This is a genomic window from uncultured Zoogloea sp., from assembly GCF_937894855.1.
Taxonomy (GTDB): Bacteria; Pseudomonadota; Gammaproteobacteria; order Burkholderiales; family Rhodocyclaceae; genus Zoogloea; species Zoogloea oryzae.
This window is the reverse complement of record NZ_CALAYQ010000126.1, coordinates 1-17,270: the sequence shown is the minus strand read 5'-3', so window position 1 is coordinate 17,270 and position 17,270 is coordinate 1. Positions and strand designations below refer to the sequence as shown.

15 protein-coding genes are annotated in these 17,270 nt (G+C 65.5%); 5 read left to right on the top strand and 10 right to left on the bottom strand.

Annotated elements, in window-relative coordinates; translation table 11 throughout:
• The 8 genes from aspS to Q0672_RS14590 all read right to left on the bottom strand — a co-directional run.
• Nucleotides 1-1,666 (bottom strand): aspartate--tRNA ligase (gene aspS, locus Q0672_RS14625; protein ID WP_298623280.1); only part of this gene is annotated, 1,666 nt, incomplete at its 3' end.
• Between the two features lie 52 nt (nt 1,667-1,718).
• Nucleotides 1,719-2,357, bottom strand: a complete 639-nt coding sequence (locus tag Q0672_RS14620) for a DUF502 domain-containing protein (RefSeq protein ID WP_153161417.1) — start codon at nt 2,355-2,357, stop codon at nt 1,719-1,721.
• 25 nt (nt 2,358-2,382) lie between these two features.
• On the bottom strand, nt 2,383-2,649 hold the full coding sequence (locus tag Q0672_RS14615; protein WP_153161418.1) for an FmdB family zinc ribbon protein: 267 nt from the start codon (nt 2,647-2,649) through the stop codon (nt 2,383-2,385).
• A gap of 117 nt (nt 2,650-2,766) precedes the next feature.
• A complete protein-coding gene (locus Q0672_RS14610) occupies nt 2,767-3,615 on the bottom strand; it encodes an A24 family peptidase (protein ID WP_298623276.1) in 849 nt (282 codons plus the stop codon).
• Between the two features lie 18 nt (nt 3,616-3,633).
• Nucleotides 3,634-4,875 (bottom strand): type II secretion system F family protein, encoded by a 1,242-nt coding sequence (locus Q0672_RS14605; RefSeq protein ID WP_298623274.1) that lies wholly within the window; start codon nt 4,873-4,875, stop codon nt 3,634-3,636.
• A gap of 22 nt (nt 4,876-4,897) precedes the next feature.
• Complete coding sequence (gene pilB / locus Q0672_RS14600) at nt 4,898-6,613, bottom strand: type IV-A pilus assembly ATPase PilB (protein WP_153161421.1); 1,716 nt, start codon at nt 6,611-6,613, stop codon at nt 4,898-4,900.
• 84 nt (nt 6,614-6,697) lie between these two features.
• Nucleotides 6,698-7,978, bottom strand: a complete 1,281-nt coding sequence (locus Q0672_RS14595) for an HlyC/CorC family transporter (protein ID WP_298623270.1) — start codon at nt 7,976-7,978, stop codon at nt 6,698-6,700.
• A 56-nt stretch (nt 7,979-8,034) separates the two neighbouring features.
• Entirely contained in the window at nt 8,035-8,862 is an 828-nt protein-coding gene (locus tag Q0672_RS14590) for an inner membrane protein YpjD (RefSeq protein ID WP_298623267.1), read from the bottom strand.
• A gap of 38 nt (nt 8,863-8,900) precedes the next feature.
• Between Q0672_RS14590 and ffh the strand changes: the two genes are divergently transcribed.
• The 5 genes from ffh (at nt 8,901) to Q0672_RS14565 (ending at nt 14,180) form a co-directional block, all read left to right on the top strand.
• Nucleotides 8,901-10,262: a signal recognition particle protein gene (gene ffh, locus Q0672_RS14585; RefSeq protein ID WP_153161424.1), complete on the top strand. Its 1,362-nt coding sequence runs from the start codon at nt 8,901-8,903 to the stop codon at nt 10,260-10,262.
• Between the two features lie 72 nt (nt 10,263-10,334).
• Nucleotides 10,335-11,828 carry a PAS domain-containing protein gene (locus Q0672_RS14580; protein ID WP_298623263.1) on the top strand — a complete coding sequence of 498 codons (1,494 nt, stop codon included), beginning with the start codon at nt 10,335-10,337 and terminating at the stop codon, nt 11,826-11,828.
• A 63-nt stretch (nt 11,829-11,891) separates the two neighbouring features.
• On the top strand, nt 11,892-12,509 hold the full coding sequence (locus tag Q0672_RS14575; RefSeq protein WP_298623260.1) for a response regulator: 618 nt from the start codon (nt 11,892-11,894) through the stop codon (nt 12,507-12,509).
• Between the two features lie 183 nt (nt 12,510-12,692).
• Nucleotides 12,693-13,241: a phasin family protein gene (locus Q0672_RS14570; protein ID WP_298623258.1), complete on the top strand. Its 549-nt coding sequence runs from the start codon at nt 12,693-12,695 to the stop codon at nt 13,239-13,241.
• Between the two features lie 99 nt (nt 13,242-13,340).
• Entirely contained in the window at nt 13,341-14,180 is an 840-nt protein-coding gene (locus tag Q0672_RS14565) for a ferritin-like domain-containing protein (protein WP_298623256.1), read from the top strand.
• On the opposite strand, the gene ccsB is transcribed toward Q0672_RS14565, so the two are convergent.
• Complete coding sequence (gene ccsB / locus Q0672_RS14560) at nt 14,165-15,304, bottom strand: c-type cytochrome biogenesis protein CcsB (RefSeq protein ID WP_298623253.1); 1,140 nt, start codon at nt 15,302-15,304, stop codon at nt 14,165-14,167. The two genes, Q0672_RS14565 and ccsB, sit on opposite strands and share 16 nt — an antisense overlap.
• A 32-nt stretch (nt 15,305-15,336) precedes the next feature.
• A partial coding sequence (locus Q0672_RS14555) for a cytochrome c biogenesis protein ResB (protein WP_298623251.1) occupies nt 15,337-17,270 on the bottom strand: 1,934 nt, incomplete at its 5' end.

The window sequence follows — 17,270 nt, the reverse complement described above, 5'->3', positions numbered from 1 at the left end:
CGATCACGTCGCGGATGGATTCGGCGCCGGTCATCATGGTGACGATGCGGTCGAGACCGAAGGCGAGGCCACCGTGCGGGGGTGCGCCGTACTTGAGCGCGTCGAGCAGGAAGCCGAACTTGGCCTGCTGTTCTTCCGGCCCGATGTTGAGGGCGGTGAAGACCTTCTCCTGCACGTCGGCGCGGTGGATACGCACGGAGCCGCCGCCGATTTCCCAGCCGTTGAGGGCCAGATCGTAGGCCTTGGCGAGGCACTTGCCCGGATCGGTGGTGAGCAGGTCGAGGTGCTCGTCCTTCGGGCTGGTGAAGGGGTGGTGGCAGGCGGTCCAGCGCTTGTCTTCGTCGTCGTATTCGAACATCGGGAAATCGACGACCCACAGGGGTTCCCAGGCCTTGCCGTTGACGAAGCCCTTCTCGTGGCCGAGCTTGATGCGCAGGGCGCCGAGGGCGTCGTTCACCACCTTGGTCTTGTCGGCGCCGAAGAAGATCAGGTCGCCGGACTGGGCGCCGGTGCGTTCGAGGATGGTACGCAGGGCGGTTTCGTGGAGGTTCTTGACGATCGGCGACTGGAGGCCGGTTTCATTCACCTGGGTGACGTCGTTCACCTTGATGTAGGCGAGGCCGCGGGCGCCGTAGATGCCGACGAACTTGGTGTACTCGTCGATCTCGCCACGGGTGAGGCTGGCGCCGCCCGGCACGCGCATGGCGGCAACACGGCCGCCGGAGGTGGCGGGGCCGCTGAAGACCTTGAAGGCCACGTCGGCCACCGCGTCGGTGACGTCGGTGAGTTCGAGGGTGACGCGCATGTCGGGCTTGTCGGAGCCGAAGCGGGCCATGGCTTCCGCGTAGGTCATGCGCGGGAAGGGATTGGGCAGCTCGACGGCCAGCACTTCCTTGAAGACGGTGCGGATCATCTCTTCCATCATCGCCGTGATCTCGGCTTCGGTGAGGAAGGAGGTCTCGATATCGACCTGGGTGAATTCCGGCTGGCGGTCGGCGCGCAGGTCTTCGTCACGGAAGCACTTGACGATCTGGTAGTAGCGGTCGTAGCCGGCCACCATCAGCATCTGCTTGAAGAGCTGCGGCGACTGGGGCAGGGCGAAGAACTGGCCATCATGCACGCGGGACGGCACGAGGTAGTCGCGGGCGCCTTCCGGGGTGCTCTTGGTGAGCATCGGGGTTTCGATGTCGATGAAGCCCTGGGCGTCGAGGAAGCGGCGGAAGGCCATGGCCGTGCGGTAGCGCAGGATCATGTTCTTCTGCATCTGCGGACGGCGCAGGTCGATGACGCGGTGGGTCAGGCGGGTGGTCTCGGAGAGGTTTTCCTCGTCGAGCTGGAACGGGGGCGTGGAGGAGGTGTTGAGCACCTCGATCTCGTGGCACAGCACCTCGATCTCGCCGGAGACGAGGTTGGTGTTCTCGGTGCCACCCGGGCGGCGACGCACCTTGCCGGTAATCTTCAGGACGAACTCGTTGCGGACCGATTCGGCCACCTGGAACATGTCGGCACGGTCCGGATCGCACACCACCTGGACGAGACCTTCCCGGTCGCGCAGGTCGATGAAGATCACGCCGCCGTGGTCGCGCCGGCGGTGAACCCAGCCGCAGAGGGTGACGATCTGGTCGAGGTAGGCGGTCGATACGAGGCCGCAGTATTGAGTTCGCATGATGGGGTCTTTATTTCCTGGGAAAACGGAACGCGCCTGCCGGGCAGACGCGTTATTGATTCAGAAGGGCGGCGGCCGGCTTGAGTGCAGGTGGCCGGTTGGATGGCGGCGGTGAGACCACGCCCATCGAGATGATGTACTTGAGGGCTTCATCGACGCTCATGTCGAGCTCGATGGCATCCTTGCGGGGCAGCATCAGGAAGAAGCCCGATGTGGGGTTGGGCGTGGTGGGCACGTACACGCTGACGAAGTCGTTACCCAGATGGTGCGCCGCATCGCCGCCGGGGGAGCCAGTCTGGAAGCCGATGGTCCACATGCCTTCGCGGGGATACTGGATGAGCAGCGCCTTGCGGAAAGCCTGGCCATTGCTCGACAGCAGGGTGTCGGACACCTGCTTGACGCTGTAGTAGATCGACTTGACCACCGGGATGCGCGACAGCAGGCTTTCCCAGAAGCGCACCATCCGCTGGCCGACGAAGTTGGCCGCGGCAAGGCCGGTGGCGACGATCACGACCAGCGAGACGACCACCCCGATCCCCGGCACGTGGAAGCCCAGGAGGGCGTCCGGCCGGAAGGTGGGCGGAACCAGCAGCAGGATCTGGTCGAGGGTCGTGATGATCCACGCCAGCACCACGAAGGTGATGACGAGCGGAATCCAGATCAGCAGGCCGGTTACGAAGTATTTTTTCATTCAGCGGTGGTCGGGCGCGTGAGGATCAGTGGCACGCGCAACTGCCGCCGCAGGGAGTGGGTGCGGGAGATTCGGACTTGGCGGCTTCCGTCTTGGGGCTGGCGCCGGAGCCGCCCTTGAAGTCGGTGGCGTACCAGCCGTTGCCCTTGAGCTGGAAGCCGGCCGCAGAGATCTGCTTGGCGTAGGCTTCTGCGCCACAGGCGGGGCAGACGGTGAGCGGGGCATCGCTCATTTTCTGAAGGTGATCTTTTTGATGGCCGCAGGCGCTGCAGCGATACTCGTAGATGGGCATGACGAGCTCCGGAAAGTCGATTGGGACGAAGTTTAGCGCATCGCAACATCGGGCGAAACAAGCCCGCTACGGCGCAAATGGGGGCGAACCCGCCTGTTTCAAGCGATGGCGCGGGGCTCAGAGCATTCCGAGGTAAGCGGTGGTGAGCGAAGCGCCCCAGAACAGGGCCAGCAGACCCGCCGCCGCGAGGTAGGGGCCGAAGGGGATGGGAATCTCCCGGCCATGCTGGCGCAGGACGATCAGACCGATGCCGACGACCGCGCCGACCACCGACGACAGCAGGATGGTGAGCGGCAGGATCTGCCAGCCCAGCCAGGCACCGATGGCGGCGAGGAGCTTGAAATCCCCGTAGCCCATGCCTTCCTTGCCGGTAACGAGCTTGAACAGCCAGAAGACCGTCCAGAGCGACAGATAGCCGGCCGTGGCGCCGACCACCGCACTCTGCAGGTCGGTGAAGGTGCCGCCGATGTTGAGAAGCAGGCCCAGCCACAGCAGCGGCAGGGTGATGCTGTCGGGCAGGAGCTGGGTGTCCAGGTCGATGAAGCTGAGGGCGATCATCGCCCACACGAAGACCAGCGCGCCGGCGGCCTGCAGCCCGAAGCCGAAGTGGAAGGCCGCAAAACCCGACGCCACGGCGCAGAACAGTTCGATGAGCGGATAACGCGGGCTGATTGGCCCGCTGCAGTGCCGGCAGCGGCCGCGCAGCAGGACGTAGCTGACCACCGGGATGTTCTCGACGGCGCTGATCCCGTGGCCGCAGTGGGGACATCGGGAGCGCGGCGTGGCGAGGTTGAATCGCGGCTGCTCGTCGGGGGATTCACCCCGCAGGCTGGCCGCCTCGGCGAGCCACTCGCGCTCCATCATCACCGGCAGGCGGTGGATGACGACGTTCAGGAAACTGCCGACAAACAGGCCGAGCAGCGTGCAGGTGGCCGTGAAGACCAGCGGGTCCGCAAAGACTTCCATGATGGGCGCCAGCTGGCGTCAGGAGACCACGGCGCCGATCTTGAAGATCGGGAGATACATGGCGACGACCAGGCCGCCGATCACGACACCAAGGAACACCATGATGATCGGTTCGAGCAGCTGGCTGAGACCGGCAACGGCGTCGTCCACCTCGCGTTCGAAGAAATCCGCCACCTTGCTCAGCATGGAGTCGAGCTGACCGGATTCCTCGCCGATGGACACCATCTGGACGACCATGGTCGGGAAGACCAGCACGTTCTGCATGGCGACGGTGAGGCTGGTGCCGGTGCTCACGTCGGACTGGATCTGCTTGGTTGCCTGCCGGTACACGACGTTGCCCGCAGCGCCACCGACCGAGTCGAGGGCTTCGACGAGCGGGACGCCGGCGGCGAACATCGTTGCCAGGGTGCGCGTCCAGCGGGCGATGGTGGCCTTGCGGACGACTTCGCCGATGACCGGGATCTGCAGGACGATCCGGTCGACGGCGATCTGCATGGGTACCGAGTGCTTGTAGGTATACGATATTCCAATGACTGTGCCCAGGATGATGCCGAAAACGATATACCAGTACGACACGAAGAAGTCGGAGATGGCGATGACCATCATCGTCGGGGCGGGCAGGTCGGCGCCAAAGCTGGAGAACACCTTCTTGAATTCAGGGACCACGAACAGCATCATCACCGAAACCACCAGCGCGGCCACGACCACCACGGCCACCGGGTAGAACATCGCGGATTTGATCTTGCTCTTGATGGCAAGAATCTTTTCCTTGTAGGTGGCGAGGCGGTCGAGCAGGGAATCGAGGATGCCGGCCTGTTCGCCAGCGGCGACCAGGTTGCAGAACAGCGCGTCGAAGTGGGCCGGGTGGCGGCGGAAGGCCTGGGACAGGCTGCTGCCGGTCTCCACATTGGCGCGGACGTCGTTGAGCAGACGGGCCAGGGACGGATTGCCACAGCCCTTGATGGCGATGTCGAAGGATTGCAGCAGGGGCACGCCGGAACGCATCATCGTGGCGAGCTGGCGGGTGAACAGCGCGATGTCCTTGTCGGTGATGGAACGGCCGCGGGAGAAGGCCTGCTTGCGGATCTTCTGGGTGAGGATGCCCTGGCGGCGCAGAACGGTCTGGACGACGGTTTCCGTCGTGGCGCGCATTTCGCCACGGATGATCTTGCCGGTCTTGTCCTTGCCTTCCCAGACGAACAGGTGTTCGCGGGCGACGTTCGTGGTGCGGGCAGGGGTCTTCTTGGGTGCAGTGGCCATCAAATATTTCCGCGTGAAGCGATCACTCGTTCGTGCAAGCGAGGACTTCGGTCAGAGAGGTGACCCCTTGCTTCACTTTCAGCAGTCCGGACTGGCGCAGATCCCGGACGCCCTCGATCTGGGCCTGGGCAGCGATGTCCATCGAGTTGCCGTTCGTCATGATTATACGTGCGATCTCTTCCGAGATCGGCATCACCTGGTAAATGCCCAGCCGCCCCTTGTAGCCTGAGCCCTTGCAGCGCTCGCAGCCCTTGGGGCCGTAGGGCTGCCATGTGCCGTCGATGTCCTCTTCCGCAAAACCGGCGGAAATCAGGGCTTCGATCGGGATGTCGACCGGCTGCTTGCAGGTGCATAGCCGGCGGGCGAGTCGCTGCGCCGTGATCATGATCACCGACGATGCGATATTGAACGGCGCGACGCCCATATTCTTTAGGCGTTCGAGGGTCGACGGGGCGTCGTTGGTGTGGAGGGTGGACAGCACGAGGTGGCCGGTCTGGGCCGCCTTGACCGAGATTTCGGCGGTTTCGAGATCGCGGATTTCGCCGACCATGATCACGTCCGGATCCTGGCGCAGGAAGGCGCGCAGGGCCGACGCGAAGGTGAGGCCGGCTTTCTCGTTGACGTTAACCTGGTTTACGCCCGGCAGGTTGATTTCGGCCGGATCTTCGGCGGTGCTGATGTTGACGCCGGGCTTGTTGAGGATGTTCAGACAAGTGTAGAGCGACACCGTCTTGCCGCTACCGGTCGGGCCGGTGACGAGCACCATGCCGTACGGGCGGGACACCGCGTCGAGGAGGGCGGCCTTTTGATCGGGCTCGTAGCCGAGGGCGTCTACGCCCAGCATGGCGGAGGTCGGATCGAGGATCCGCATCACGATCTTTTCGCCGTGCAGGGTGGGCAGCGTCGAGACCCGGAAGTCGATGGACTTGTTCTTTGACAGCACCAGCTTCATCCGGCCGTCCTGGGGGACGCGCTTCTCGGAGATGTCGAGGCGGGAGATGACCTTGATCCGGGCGGCGATCTTTTCCTTGAGCACCAGCGGCGGCTGGGCGATCTCGCGCAGGATGCCGTCGGTGCGGAAGCGGATGCGGTAGTACTTTTCGTAGGGCTCGAAGTGGATGTCCGACGCGCCTTCGTTGATGGCGTCGATCAGCAGCTTCTGGATGAAGCGCACGACCGGTGCGTCGTCCACCTCGGAGGCGCTTTCCTCGATCACCGGCGCATCCGCCAGGCCGTCCTGGCCCAGCAGATCCATGTCGAACTCTTCGCCGGTGAGATCCTTCAGCGCGGTCGAAGCGCTTTCGGACAGGCGCTCGACGAGTGCGATGAGCTTGGGTGCCTCGACCACCACAGGGTCGACGGCCAGGCCGGTCTGGAAGCGGATTTCGTCGAGGATGCGCAGGTTCGACGGATCGGCCAGGGCCAGGGCCAGGCGGTTGCCGCGGCGGCCGAGGGCGACGACCTGATGCTTGAGCATCAGCTTACGGTCGATGGCGTCGATTGCCAGGTGGGACTGTTCGAAGGCGGCGAGATCGAGCGCCGGGGTGCCGAAGGTGTCGGCCGCAAAGCGCGCCACGTCATTGGCACTCATCAGCCCCCGGTTGATGACTTCGAGGACGAAATCATTGGGGTTTCCCGATCCGGACGTGCACTGCAGGGCCTCGGCTTCGAGAAGCCGGCCATGTTGTACGAGAGCGCGGGCGAGGCCGCTCAACGCGGCTTGAGGAGTGGCTGACATGCCTGAGCGTCTTTGAGGGTGATCGGCCTTGAACGTGCCCGGATCATGCCGTCAGGTCGAGGGCTTGTAAAGCCGCGACACGCTTTATGGCGACTTTTTCGCAGCAGAGCGGAATATTCGCACGTTCTTGATGCGACGGTCCTCGGCCTGGACCACCTCGATCGGAATGCCGGCGATCTTGACCGACACGCCGGCCTCGGGAATGTCCTGCAGGTGTTCGAGCAGCAGGCCGTTCAGTGTCTTGGGGCCGTCGACCGGCAGGTTGAGCCCCAGCCGGCGGTTGAGGTTGCGCAGGTGCTGGCTGCCATCGACGATCACGCTGCCGTCCTCGCGCCAGGTGAGCTTGTCGGCGGCGTCCGGCGCGCTGGTGGTGAACTTGCCGATGAGTTCCTCGATGATGTCTTCGAGGGTGACGAGACCGAGGAGCTCGCCGTATTCATCCACCACCAGCCCGAGGCGCTCGCGGTTCTCCTGGAAGAACTGCAGCTGGGAATACACCGGCGTGCTGGCCGGGATGAAATACGGCCTGGACAGCATGCCGCGGATGTCGGCGGCGGACAGGCTGTGATCGAGGGTCTGGCCGAGGATGCGGCGGACGTGGAGGATGCCGATCACCGCGTTCATCTCGCCGTCGAATACCGGCAGGCGGGTGTGGTAGCAGGTGGCGAGGTGGCCCTGGATGACATCGATGGGCTCGGCGATATTGACCGCCTCGATCTGGCTGCGCGGCATCATCACGTCCTCGACGGTGATGTCCTCTAGCTCGAACAGATTGACCAGGATGCTGCGGTGCTTGGGTGGGATGAAGGCACCGGACTCCAGCACCATTGTGCGCAGCTCTTCGGTGGACAGGCTGTGGGCGTCCTCGTTGCCGTTCGGAGAGAGGTGCAGCAGACGCAGGAGCCCCGCAACGAACAGATTGACGAACCACACCACGAAATAAAGGCTCTTGAGCAGCCCCGAGAGGGGGTAGCTGACGAAGCAGGCGAGCCGGTTGGCGTGGTTGGCGCCGATCACCTTTGGGGTGATCTCGGCGAAGACCAGGATCAGGAAGGTGACCGCCAGCGTGCTTACGCCAAGCACCCATTCCTCGCTGCCGAAGAACTGGATCGTGATGACGCTGACCAGCGTTGCCGCAGCGGCGTTCACGAGGTTGTTGAAGAGCAGGATGATGCCCAGCAGCTTGTCGGTCTGGCCCAGCAGGTCGAGGGCCAGGCGGGCGCCCCGGGAGCCCTGATTGGCGGCGGAGCGCAGCCGATAGCGGTTGGCCGCCATCATGGCCGTTTCGGCCATCGAGAAGAAACCGGAAAGCGCCAGCAGCGCGACGAGGATCGCCGACTGGGCCGAAAGGGGAATGGCGTCCAAGCGGAGCGGGATCGGTTGGGGAACCCGGCCGAGTATTCAGGCCGGGTCGGGCCTTGTCAAGCCGCGCGGCCCAGGAGCACCTCGGCCACGAAGCGGCTGCCCACGTAGGCGAGCATCAGCGCGATGAAGCCGGCGAGCGTCCAGTATTGCGCCTTCTTGCCGCGCCAGCCCTGGAAATGCCGGCCCACCAGCAGGCTGCCGAAGATCAGCCACGAGATGATCGCGAAAACCGTCTTGTGATCGAGCCGGAAGGCCTTGCCGAACAGCGCCTCGGAGAACAGCACGCCGGAGCCCACGGTGAGGGTGAGCAGCACGAAGGCGATGCCGATCAGGCGGAAAAGCAGGGTTTCCATCGTCAGCAGCGGCGGCAGCGCGGCGAAGGCGCGGGTGAGGTGGGCGCCGTGCAGCCGGCGCTCGGCGACGGACATCAGCATGGCGTGGAGGGCCGCCAGGGTGAACAGGCTGTAGGCCAGCATCGCCACCACGAAGTGGGCGCGGAACAGCGGGGAGCTGGCGTTCTCGAGCACGTGGGCGCCGGGGAAGAAGGCAGGCAGCAGCGAACAGACGGCGGCGACGGGCATGCCGAGGGTCTGCAGGCCCTCGAGCCGGGCGTAGAGGCTCTCGATCCAGTAGAACAGGATCGCCAGCCACAGCATGAGCGACAGGGCGAGGCTGAAGCCGAAGTGGATGCCCTCGGCCGAGAAGAAGGTGCTGTTGAGCGCGAACCCGTGGGCGACGAGGGCCACGAGCATCAGCACGCGCTCCTTGGGCTGCAGGCCCTGGCGCGGGGCGGAGGTCGGCGCGATCCAGCGGGTGTGCCAGAAATGCACGCCAAGCAGCGCGTACAGGGAGGCGGGGAGGAGATGAAGTAGAATCGCGGGCATCTTCGAAGTTTACCCCAAGCCCTCGGCTACAAACCATCATGCTGGATAACCTCACGACGCGACTTGCCAAAGTCGTAAAAACCCTTCGCGGCCAGGCTCGCCTGACCGAAGACAACATCCAGGACGCCCTGCGCGAAGTGCGCATGGCGCTGCTGGAGGCCGACGTGGCCTTGCCGGTGGTGAAGGATTTCATCGCCCGGGTGAAGGAAAAGGCCGTCGGCACCGAGGTGATCAGCTCCCTCACCCCCGGCCAGGCGCTGGTGGGCGTGGTGCACCGCGAACTCACCGACCTGATGGGCGGCGCCCACACGGGGCTCAACTTGGCCACCCAGCCGCCGGCGATCATCCTGATGGCCGGCCTGCAGGGTGCGGGCAAGACGACCACCACCGGCAAGCTCGGCAAGATGCTCACCGAGCGGATGAAGAAGAAGGTACTCACGGTCTCCACCGACATCTACCGCCCGGCGGCCATTGCCCAGCTGCAGACGGTGGCCCAGCAGGCGGGCATCGAGTTCTTCCCCTCCACGCCCGACCAGAAGCCGGTGGACATCGCCCTGGCTGCCGTCGATTACGCCCGCCGTCACTACTTCGACGTGCTGCTCGTCGATACCGCCGGCCGGCTCGCCATCGACCAGGTGATGATGGAGGAGATCCAGGCCCTCCACGCCACGGTCAAGCCGATCGAAACCCTGTTCGTCGTCGATGCGATGCTCGGCCAGGATGCGGTGAACACCGCCCGCGCGTTCAACGACGCGCTGCCGCTCACCGGCGTGGTGCTCACCAAGCTCGACGGCGATGCCCGCGGCGGTGCGGCGCTGTCGGTGCGCCACGTAACCGGCAAGCCGCTCAAGTTTGCCGGCGTTGGCGAAAAGCTCGCCGGGCTCGAGGAATTCCACCCCGAGCGGATGGCCAGCCGGATCCTCGGCATGGGCGACATTCTGTCGCTGGTGGAAGACGCCCGTCGCGGTGTGGATGAGGAGAAGGCCAAGGAGTTTGCCCAGAAGCTCAAGAGCGGCAAGGGCTTCGACCTCAACGACTTCAAGGACCAGCTCGGCCAGATGAAGAAGATGGGCGGCCTTTCCAGCCTGCTCGACAAGCTGCCGGCCCAGTTTGCCCAGGCCGCGGGACAGCTCCAGGGCGGTGTTGAAGACAAGGCGGTGCGCCGCATCGAGGGCATCATCAACTCGATGACCCCGCTCGAACGCGCCAAGCCGGAGCTCCTCAAGGCCTCCCGCAAGCGTCGGATTGCCGCCGGCGCGGGCGTGACGGTGCAGGAGGTCAACCGCCTGCTGAGCCAGTTCGAGCAGACCCAGAAGATGATGAAGCAGTTCTCCAAGGGCGGCATGCAGAAGATGATGCGGGCCATGAAGGGCCTGATGCCCGGCGGCGGCCTGCGCTGATTGCCGGCCGGCTCCGCCCGGGGCCGGCGAATCCTGTTTGCCGCTGACACGCGGCCGTGGGAGGTGAAGCCGATGAAGTCCGACGACGATCGCTGGCGGCTCGCCGTCGAGGCTTCGGGCGACGCCCTGTGGGACTGGCTGCCCGCCGACGGCTGCATCTTTTCGTCGCCCAGGCTCGGCCAGCTGCTCGCCCTGCCCGAGCCCACGAGCGCCATCGACTGGCGCAGCCATCTCCATCCGGACGACCGCGACAGCGTGCTCGCCAGCCTCGACGAATGCCTTGGCGCGGCAGGTACGGGGTTCGACGCGGAGTTCCGGCTGCGCTGCCGGAAAGGTCGGCACCGCTGGTTCTCCGCCCGCGGCGGGGTGGTGGCGCGGGATGCGGCGGGCGCGGCGGAGCGCTTCGTGTGCGTGCTGCGCGATGTCACCCTTGCCCGCGAACAGCGCGAAACCCTGCAGGCGTCCGAGCGCCTTTGGCAGTTTGCCCTCGAAGGCCATGGCGACGCCCTGTGGGACTGGACCCTCGACACCGGGATGATCAACATCAGCCCGTCCTTCCGCGCCATCACCGGATGGCCGGACGGCGCCGCGCTACGGGGCAACGACATCTGGCCCGAACGCATCCATCCGGAAGATCTGCGCAAGGCGATGGCCGCCTTCAACGCCCACCTGTCGGGCGGACGGCCGATGACCGAGGTGGAGTTCCGCCTGCTGGTGAGTGACGGCACCTACCGCTGGGTGGCGCTGCGCGGCAAGGTCATGGAGCGCGACGCCTTCGGCCGGCCGTCGCGGATGATCGGCACCGTGCGCGATGTGCATGATCACTACCTCAGCATCGCCCGCGAGAAGCGCCAGGAGCGCGAGCTGGCCCGTGCGGCGCACCTGATCCACCTGGGCGAGATGGCCTCGGTGCTGTCCCACGAACTCAACCAGCCGCTCACCGCCCTGCGCAATTTCTCAGGCGTGGCCCTGCGCCGTCTCGAGGAGCTGGGCCCGGCCGGCAACCGCATCTCCGAACCCCTCAAGATGATCTCCGAGCAGGCCATGCGGGCGGGCGACATCGTGCATCGGGTGCGCGGCTTCGTGCGCCGGGGCGGGCTCAAGTCGGCGCCGGTGGCGATGAACAAGGTTGTGCAGAGCGTCGTCCGCTTTGCCGAGTTCGAGGCCCGGGCCCACGCGGTGCAGCTCCTCCTCCAGCTGGCCGAGCCCTTGCCGCTTGTGAACGGGGATCAGGTGCAGCTCGAACAGGTGCTGAGCAACCTCGTGAAGAACGCCATCGACGCCATGAGCGCCGTGCCCTGCTCACGCGACCTTGTGATTCGCACTCAGGTCGACCACGATGGAATGGTCGAGGTGGCGGTGATCGATTGCGGCGAGGGGCTCGCCGAATCCGTGCGGCAGGACCCTTTCGCCCCCTTCGCCACGACCAAGCAGGATGGGGTCGGGCTGGGTCTGGCGATCTGTCGCACGATCATCGAGAACCATGGCGGACGAATGTGGGTCGAATCCAGTGATGCGCAGGGTACGACCTTCTGCTTTGCCTTGCCGTCGATGCCTGCCGCCTGAGCGGGCACAAAAAAAGAAGCGTCACCAAACAAGAATAATGAGACACCTGGCAGGAGACAAATCATGGACGCGCCGCTCGTGTGCGTGGTGGATGACGATGATGCCGTCAGACTCTCCATCGGCCTTTTGATCGAAACCCTTGGCTTGCCGGTGCGCAGTTTCGCCAGCGCACTGGATGTACTCGAAGACTCCGAAGTGCTGGCAAGAGCCCACTGCCTCGTCCTGGACGTGCGCATGCCCGGGCTCTCGGGCGTTGGCCTGCAGGAACGCCTGGTCCGCCTCGCCCATACGGCGCCGATCATCTTCGTGTCGGGGCATGGAGACGTGCCGATGGTGGCGCGGGCGATGCGCGACGGCGCCTTCGACTTCCTCCAGAAGCCCTTCAACGAGCAGGTGCTCCTCGATCGCGTCCAGGAAGCGGTGCAGCTGGCGGCCCGGCGGCGTCGCCTGGATGCCAGACGGGCCGACATCCAGCGACGCCTCGACACCCTCACCCTGCGCGAGCGGGACGTGATGGAAGGGATGGTCGCCGGTCGGCTCAACAAGCAGATCGCCGAAGACCTCGGCATCAGCATGAAGACCGTCGAACAGCACCGGGCCCGGGTGATGGAAAAGCTGGAGGCCGACTCCCTGGCCGCGCTGGTGCGTGTGGTGGTGTGTGCGGAGCGGGACGACAACTGAACCCTGGGTTGGTGCTTATCAGGGTTTTCCCGGATGCGCGAAGGGGAAACGCCGGATTTGGTGGAAACACCTTATTTGGCAGAATCCACTCCGTTAGCTGACGCTGCATTGCACAAAAAATGACGGGTGGAGGAGACTTCCGTCCCGATGCAGACCGGTGCCCCGATCAATAAAGGAGAATCAATGTCGACGCAATTCGGTCCGTTTCAGGACGCCACGCTGGAAAACCTGATCGAGCTGGGCCAGACCCTGGCAACGCAGGTTGAGAAGATGACCCGTCTGCAGGTCGAGACCGGCCTCGAGTCATCCCGCGAAGCCATGGCCGCCACGCAGGCCCTGCTCGCCGTGAAGGATCCGGAAGGTCTCGCCAGTTGGCAGGCCACCTATCTGCAGCCGAATTTCGACCGCGCCGCCGACACCGCCCGCCAGCAGTACGCGGTGCTGATGGAGACCCGCGAGATTCTCGCCGACGCCGTCAAGCAATCCACCGCCGACGCGACCCGCCAGATCCAGGGCAACCTGGACCGCCTGGCCGAGGGCGCGCCCGAAGGCTTTGCGCCGCTGTTCCAGGCCATCCGCAAGGGCCTCGACACCCATAACGCGGCTTTCGAATCGTTCACCAAGGTGGCGGACCAGCTCGGCGGCATCGCCGAAGCCAACCTGCAGGCCATCAAGGAAGCCGCCGTGCCGGCGCCCAAGGCGCGCAGCGCGGCAAAGAGCAAGGTGGCCTGACGCGCCTCGCAAGCACAGGGTTCAAGGGTATTTGGCCGCATCCTTCGGGGGGCGGCCATTTTTTTGCCTGCGCAGCGCTTCGCGCTACCATCGCGCCCCATGACCCACGACGATGATCTTCACGCCCGGGCCTGGCGGGCCCTGATGAATCCTGCGCCGGATGAAAAATCGGCGCTCACCCACCGCCTTCACGATGACTGGTGCGCCGGCCGGATCGGCGTTCCGCAGGCCAGCCCCGCGCCGGTGCTGGCGGTGGACGACCCCGGACGCCCCGAGCGGCCCGAGCTCATCGCCCACACCTCGGTGCCCCGCCGCAAGCCGAATACGCCGGAAGGCCACGCGGCGCTGCTGCATGCCATCGCCCACATCGAGTTCAACGCCATCAACCTGGCGCTGGATTGCGTCTATCGCTTCCGCGATCTGCCGGCGGATTTCTATGGCGGGTGGCTGCAGGTAGCGGCCGAGGAGGCCTATCACTTCGGGCTGGTGTGCGATCGGCTGGCCGCCCTGGGCCACGCCTACGGGGATTTCCCCGCCCATCGGGGGCTGTGGGACATGGCCGTGAAGACCGCCGACGACCCGCTCGCCCGGATGGCGCTGGTGCCGCGGGTGCTGGAAGCGCGGGGGCTGGATGCCACGCCGCCGATCGTGGCCGGGCTCAGACGTATCGGCGACGAGGCGACGATCGGTGTGCTCGACATCATCCTGCGCGACGAGATCGGTCACGTGGCGCTGGGCGACCGGTGGTTCCGGCATTTCTGCGCGGAGCGCGGGCTCGACCCGGAGCCGACCTATCTGGCGCTGATGACCGACTTTGACGCGCCCTGGCCACCCAAGCCCTTGAACGTCGAAGCCCGCCGGAAGGCGGGCTTCAGTGAGGCCGAGATCACCCGGCTGGAAGGCGGCAGGCCGCGCCGCGAGGCTCAGAGCGAGCCGTAGGAATGCAGGCCTGACAGGAACATATTGACGCCCACGAAGGCGAAGGCGGTGACGACGAGGCCGATCACCGCCCACCAGGCCAGCATCGCACCGCGCAGGCCCTTGGTGAGCCGCACGTGCAGCCAGGCGGCGTAATTGAGCCACACGATGAAGGCCCAGGTTTCCTTCGGGTCCCACTGCCAGTAGGTGCCCCAGGCTTCGGCAGCCCACAGGGCGCCGAGGATGGTGGCGATGGTGAAGAAGGCGAAGCCGATGGCGATGGCCTTGTACATCACGTCGTCGAGCACTTCGGGGGCGGGCAGGCGGCTGGCGAGGATGCCCTTGCGCACCAGCAGGTCGGCGACGCCGATCATCGCCGCCAGCGCGAAGGCGCCGTAGCCGATGAAGTTGGCGGGCACGTGCACCTTCATCCAGTAGCTCTGCAACGCCGGGATCAGCGGCTGGATCTCCTGGGCCTCGCGGGAGAAGGTGTACCACAGCAGGAAGGCCACCGCCGCCGAGATCACCAGCAGCACGAAGGCGCCCATCCGGCGGGTGGCGTAGCGGCCTTCGTAGTAGAGGTAGAGCAGGGCGGTGATCAGCGAGAACAGCACGAAGACTTCGTAGAGGTTGCTGATGGGGATGTGGCCCACGTCGGTGCCGATCAGGTAGCTCTCGTACCAGCGCACCAAGAGGCCGGTGGTGCCCATCGTGGCGGCGCTCCAGGTGAGGGCGGAGCCGGTCTTTTCGGCAAAGTCGGAGCGGGCCAGCAGGCCCAGCCAGTAGGCGCCGGTGGCGATGAAGACCAGCGCGCTCATCCACATGATCGCCGTCTGGCTGGAGATGAGGTACTTGAGGAAGAACACCTTCTCGGCCCGGGCGAGATCGCCTTGGTACAGGCTGATGCTGGCGAGCGCCAGCGCCGTCGATACCGCCAGGAAGAGCCGGAAAGGCTTCCAGGCCCAGCCGATGGCGGCGATCGCCGGCACGGTGAGCACCAGGATCAGCTTCTCGTAGATGTCCATGAAGCCGCCGTACTGGCGCAGGGCAAAGGCCGCGCCACCCGCCAGGGCGAGGGCGAAAAGCCAGTCGCCAGGGCCCACGCGGCGGAGCAGGGCGCTGTTGTCGGTGTGGGCAATGTCCATGAATGGGCCTCTTGGAAGCGGTTTGGGGCCGGTCAGGCCGGTGTTGCAGGTTTGAGGGCGGCGGCGATGCCGTCCCGATGGCGCCGGAAGGATTCTTCCACGTCCATCGACTTGCGGTTGGAGCTGAGGGCGATGAGCGCCTCACCCGAATCTTTGATCAGCACGAAGAGCCGACGTTCGCGGATGTAGAGCATCGCGAACACGCCCAGCACCAGCAGCAGCGAGCCGAAATAGACAATCGGCTTGCCCGGCGAGCGGGTGACCTGCAGCACGGTGGCGCGCACCTCGTCGAAACCCGCCAGCTGGAAGAACACCGGCGCGCCGTAGTGCAGGCTGTCGCTGGTGGCGTTGAGGGTGTCGCGGACCAGTCGGGCGGCGGCACCGTCCAGCGAGATGGCGGGCAGGCCGGCGTCGGCGCGGGCGAGCTTCCAGGCTTCCCAGGTGGCGCCTTCGAGGATCTTGATGAAGACATCGGCGGCCTTGTCGCGCTCGGCTTCGGGGATGGTGCTCTCGATGAACTTGCCGAGGCTCTCGAAACCGCCGATGGCGAAGAGCTCCAGCGTCTTGCGGGTGGTTTCTTCCATCCGGCTGCGCACCGAGGCGTCCATCTGGCCCACGGCGGTGGCGGCAAAGCGCCGGGCGAGTTCGGCGTGGCGGGATTTGTCGAGCAGCTGGCGGCGGATCATGAACCAGCTGTCCGGCTTGCCGTCGGCGTCCATCGGGATGCGCATGAAGCGGAACTGGGCGGAGGGCGAATCGCGCATGCCCGAGAGCATGTACCAGGCGCCGTCCTGCTGGATGGGCTGCATGTAGGTCTGGTATTCGCGGGCCTGGCCGGCGGAATCCCGCAGCTTGTACTGGAAACTCGGGCCGACGTTCTGCATGTCCTTTTTGGTGGGCGACTTGGCGCCGCTGCCCAGGTGCTTTTCGAGGCTGGCCATGGTGCCGCCTTCGGCAGGCTGGTCGTTGGCCATGTTCTCGATATTGAAGGCGCGGAAGCTGCCAAGCTCGAGGGTGTGGTCGAGGCCGGCGGTGGTCACCTTGACGGCGTCGCCGATGGCGCCTTCGAGCGGAAAGTCGGTGCCGGCGCCGGGGCGCAGGTCGTGGGCGACGAGCTTGAGCTTTGTTCCGCCGTCCTCGAAGCTCGCCTGATACATCATCACGCCGTCGAACTCGAAGGGCTTGTTCACCTCGATGGTCTTCTCGACGGATTTGCCGCTGGCGGTGTCGGTGATGATGATGTCGCTGGCGAAGCGCTTGGGCATCCCGCTTTCGTAATGATCCAGATGGAACTTCTTGAGGGACACGCTGAAGGGCAGATCCTGCAGCAGGATGCCGTCCTGCACGTTGAGCACCGCCACGTTGGCGCTCTTGCCCTCGGGGATGAAGACGTTGCCGCGGAAGCTCCAGTTGTCGAGCCCGAGCCGGCTTTCGGGGCCGATGTCGGAGATCAGCTGGTTGCCAGATGTGACCACCTTGCCGCCCATCGCCATCTGCGCCTTGAGGGGCAGGTTGCCGTCGAGCAGGCCGCCGAGACAGATCAGCACGATGGCGGAGTGGGCCAGGAAGTAGCCGATGCGTGACCAGCTGCCCTGCTTGGCGGCAAGGAGCACGCCGTCGCCGCGGGAGTTGCTGCGGGCGGTGAAGCCCGCCCGGGTGAGGTAGGCGCTGGCGGCGGCCTGGGCTTCGGCAGCGGGCAGCGCGCAGGGCACCCGGTCGTGGTGCTGGAACTGGGCGAGGGAGTTTTCCTTGGCGTGCTCGCGGAAGCTGCGCATGTCGAGCAGCATCGGCCGGGTCTGGCGGACGATGCAGACGCTGGTGGAGATCACCAGGAAAGCCAGGATGGTGAGGAACCAGACGGAGTTATAGACCGCGTAGAGGCCGAGCTTCTCGAAGATCGGGAACCAGAAAGGGCCGAACTGGTTGAGGTAGTTGTTGTAGGGCTCGTTCTGCTTGAGCACCGTCC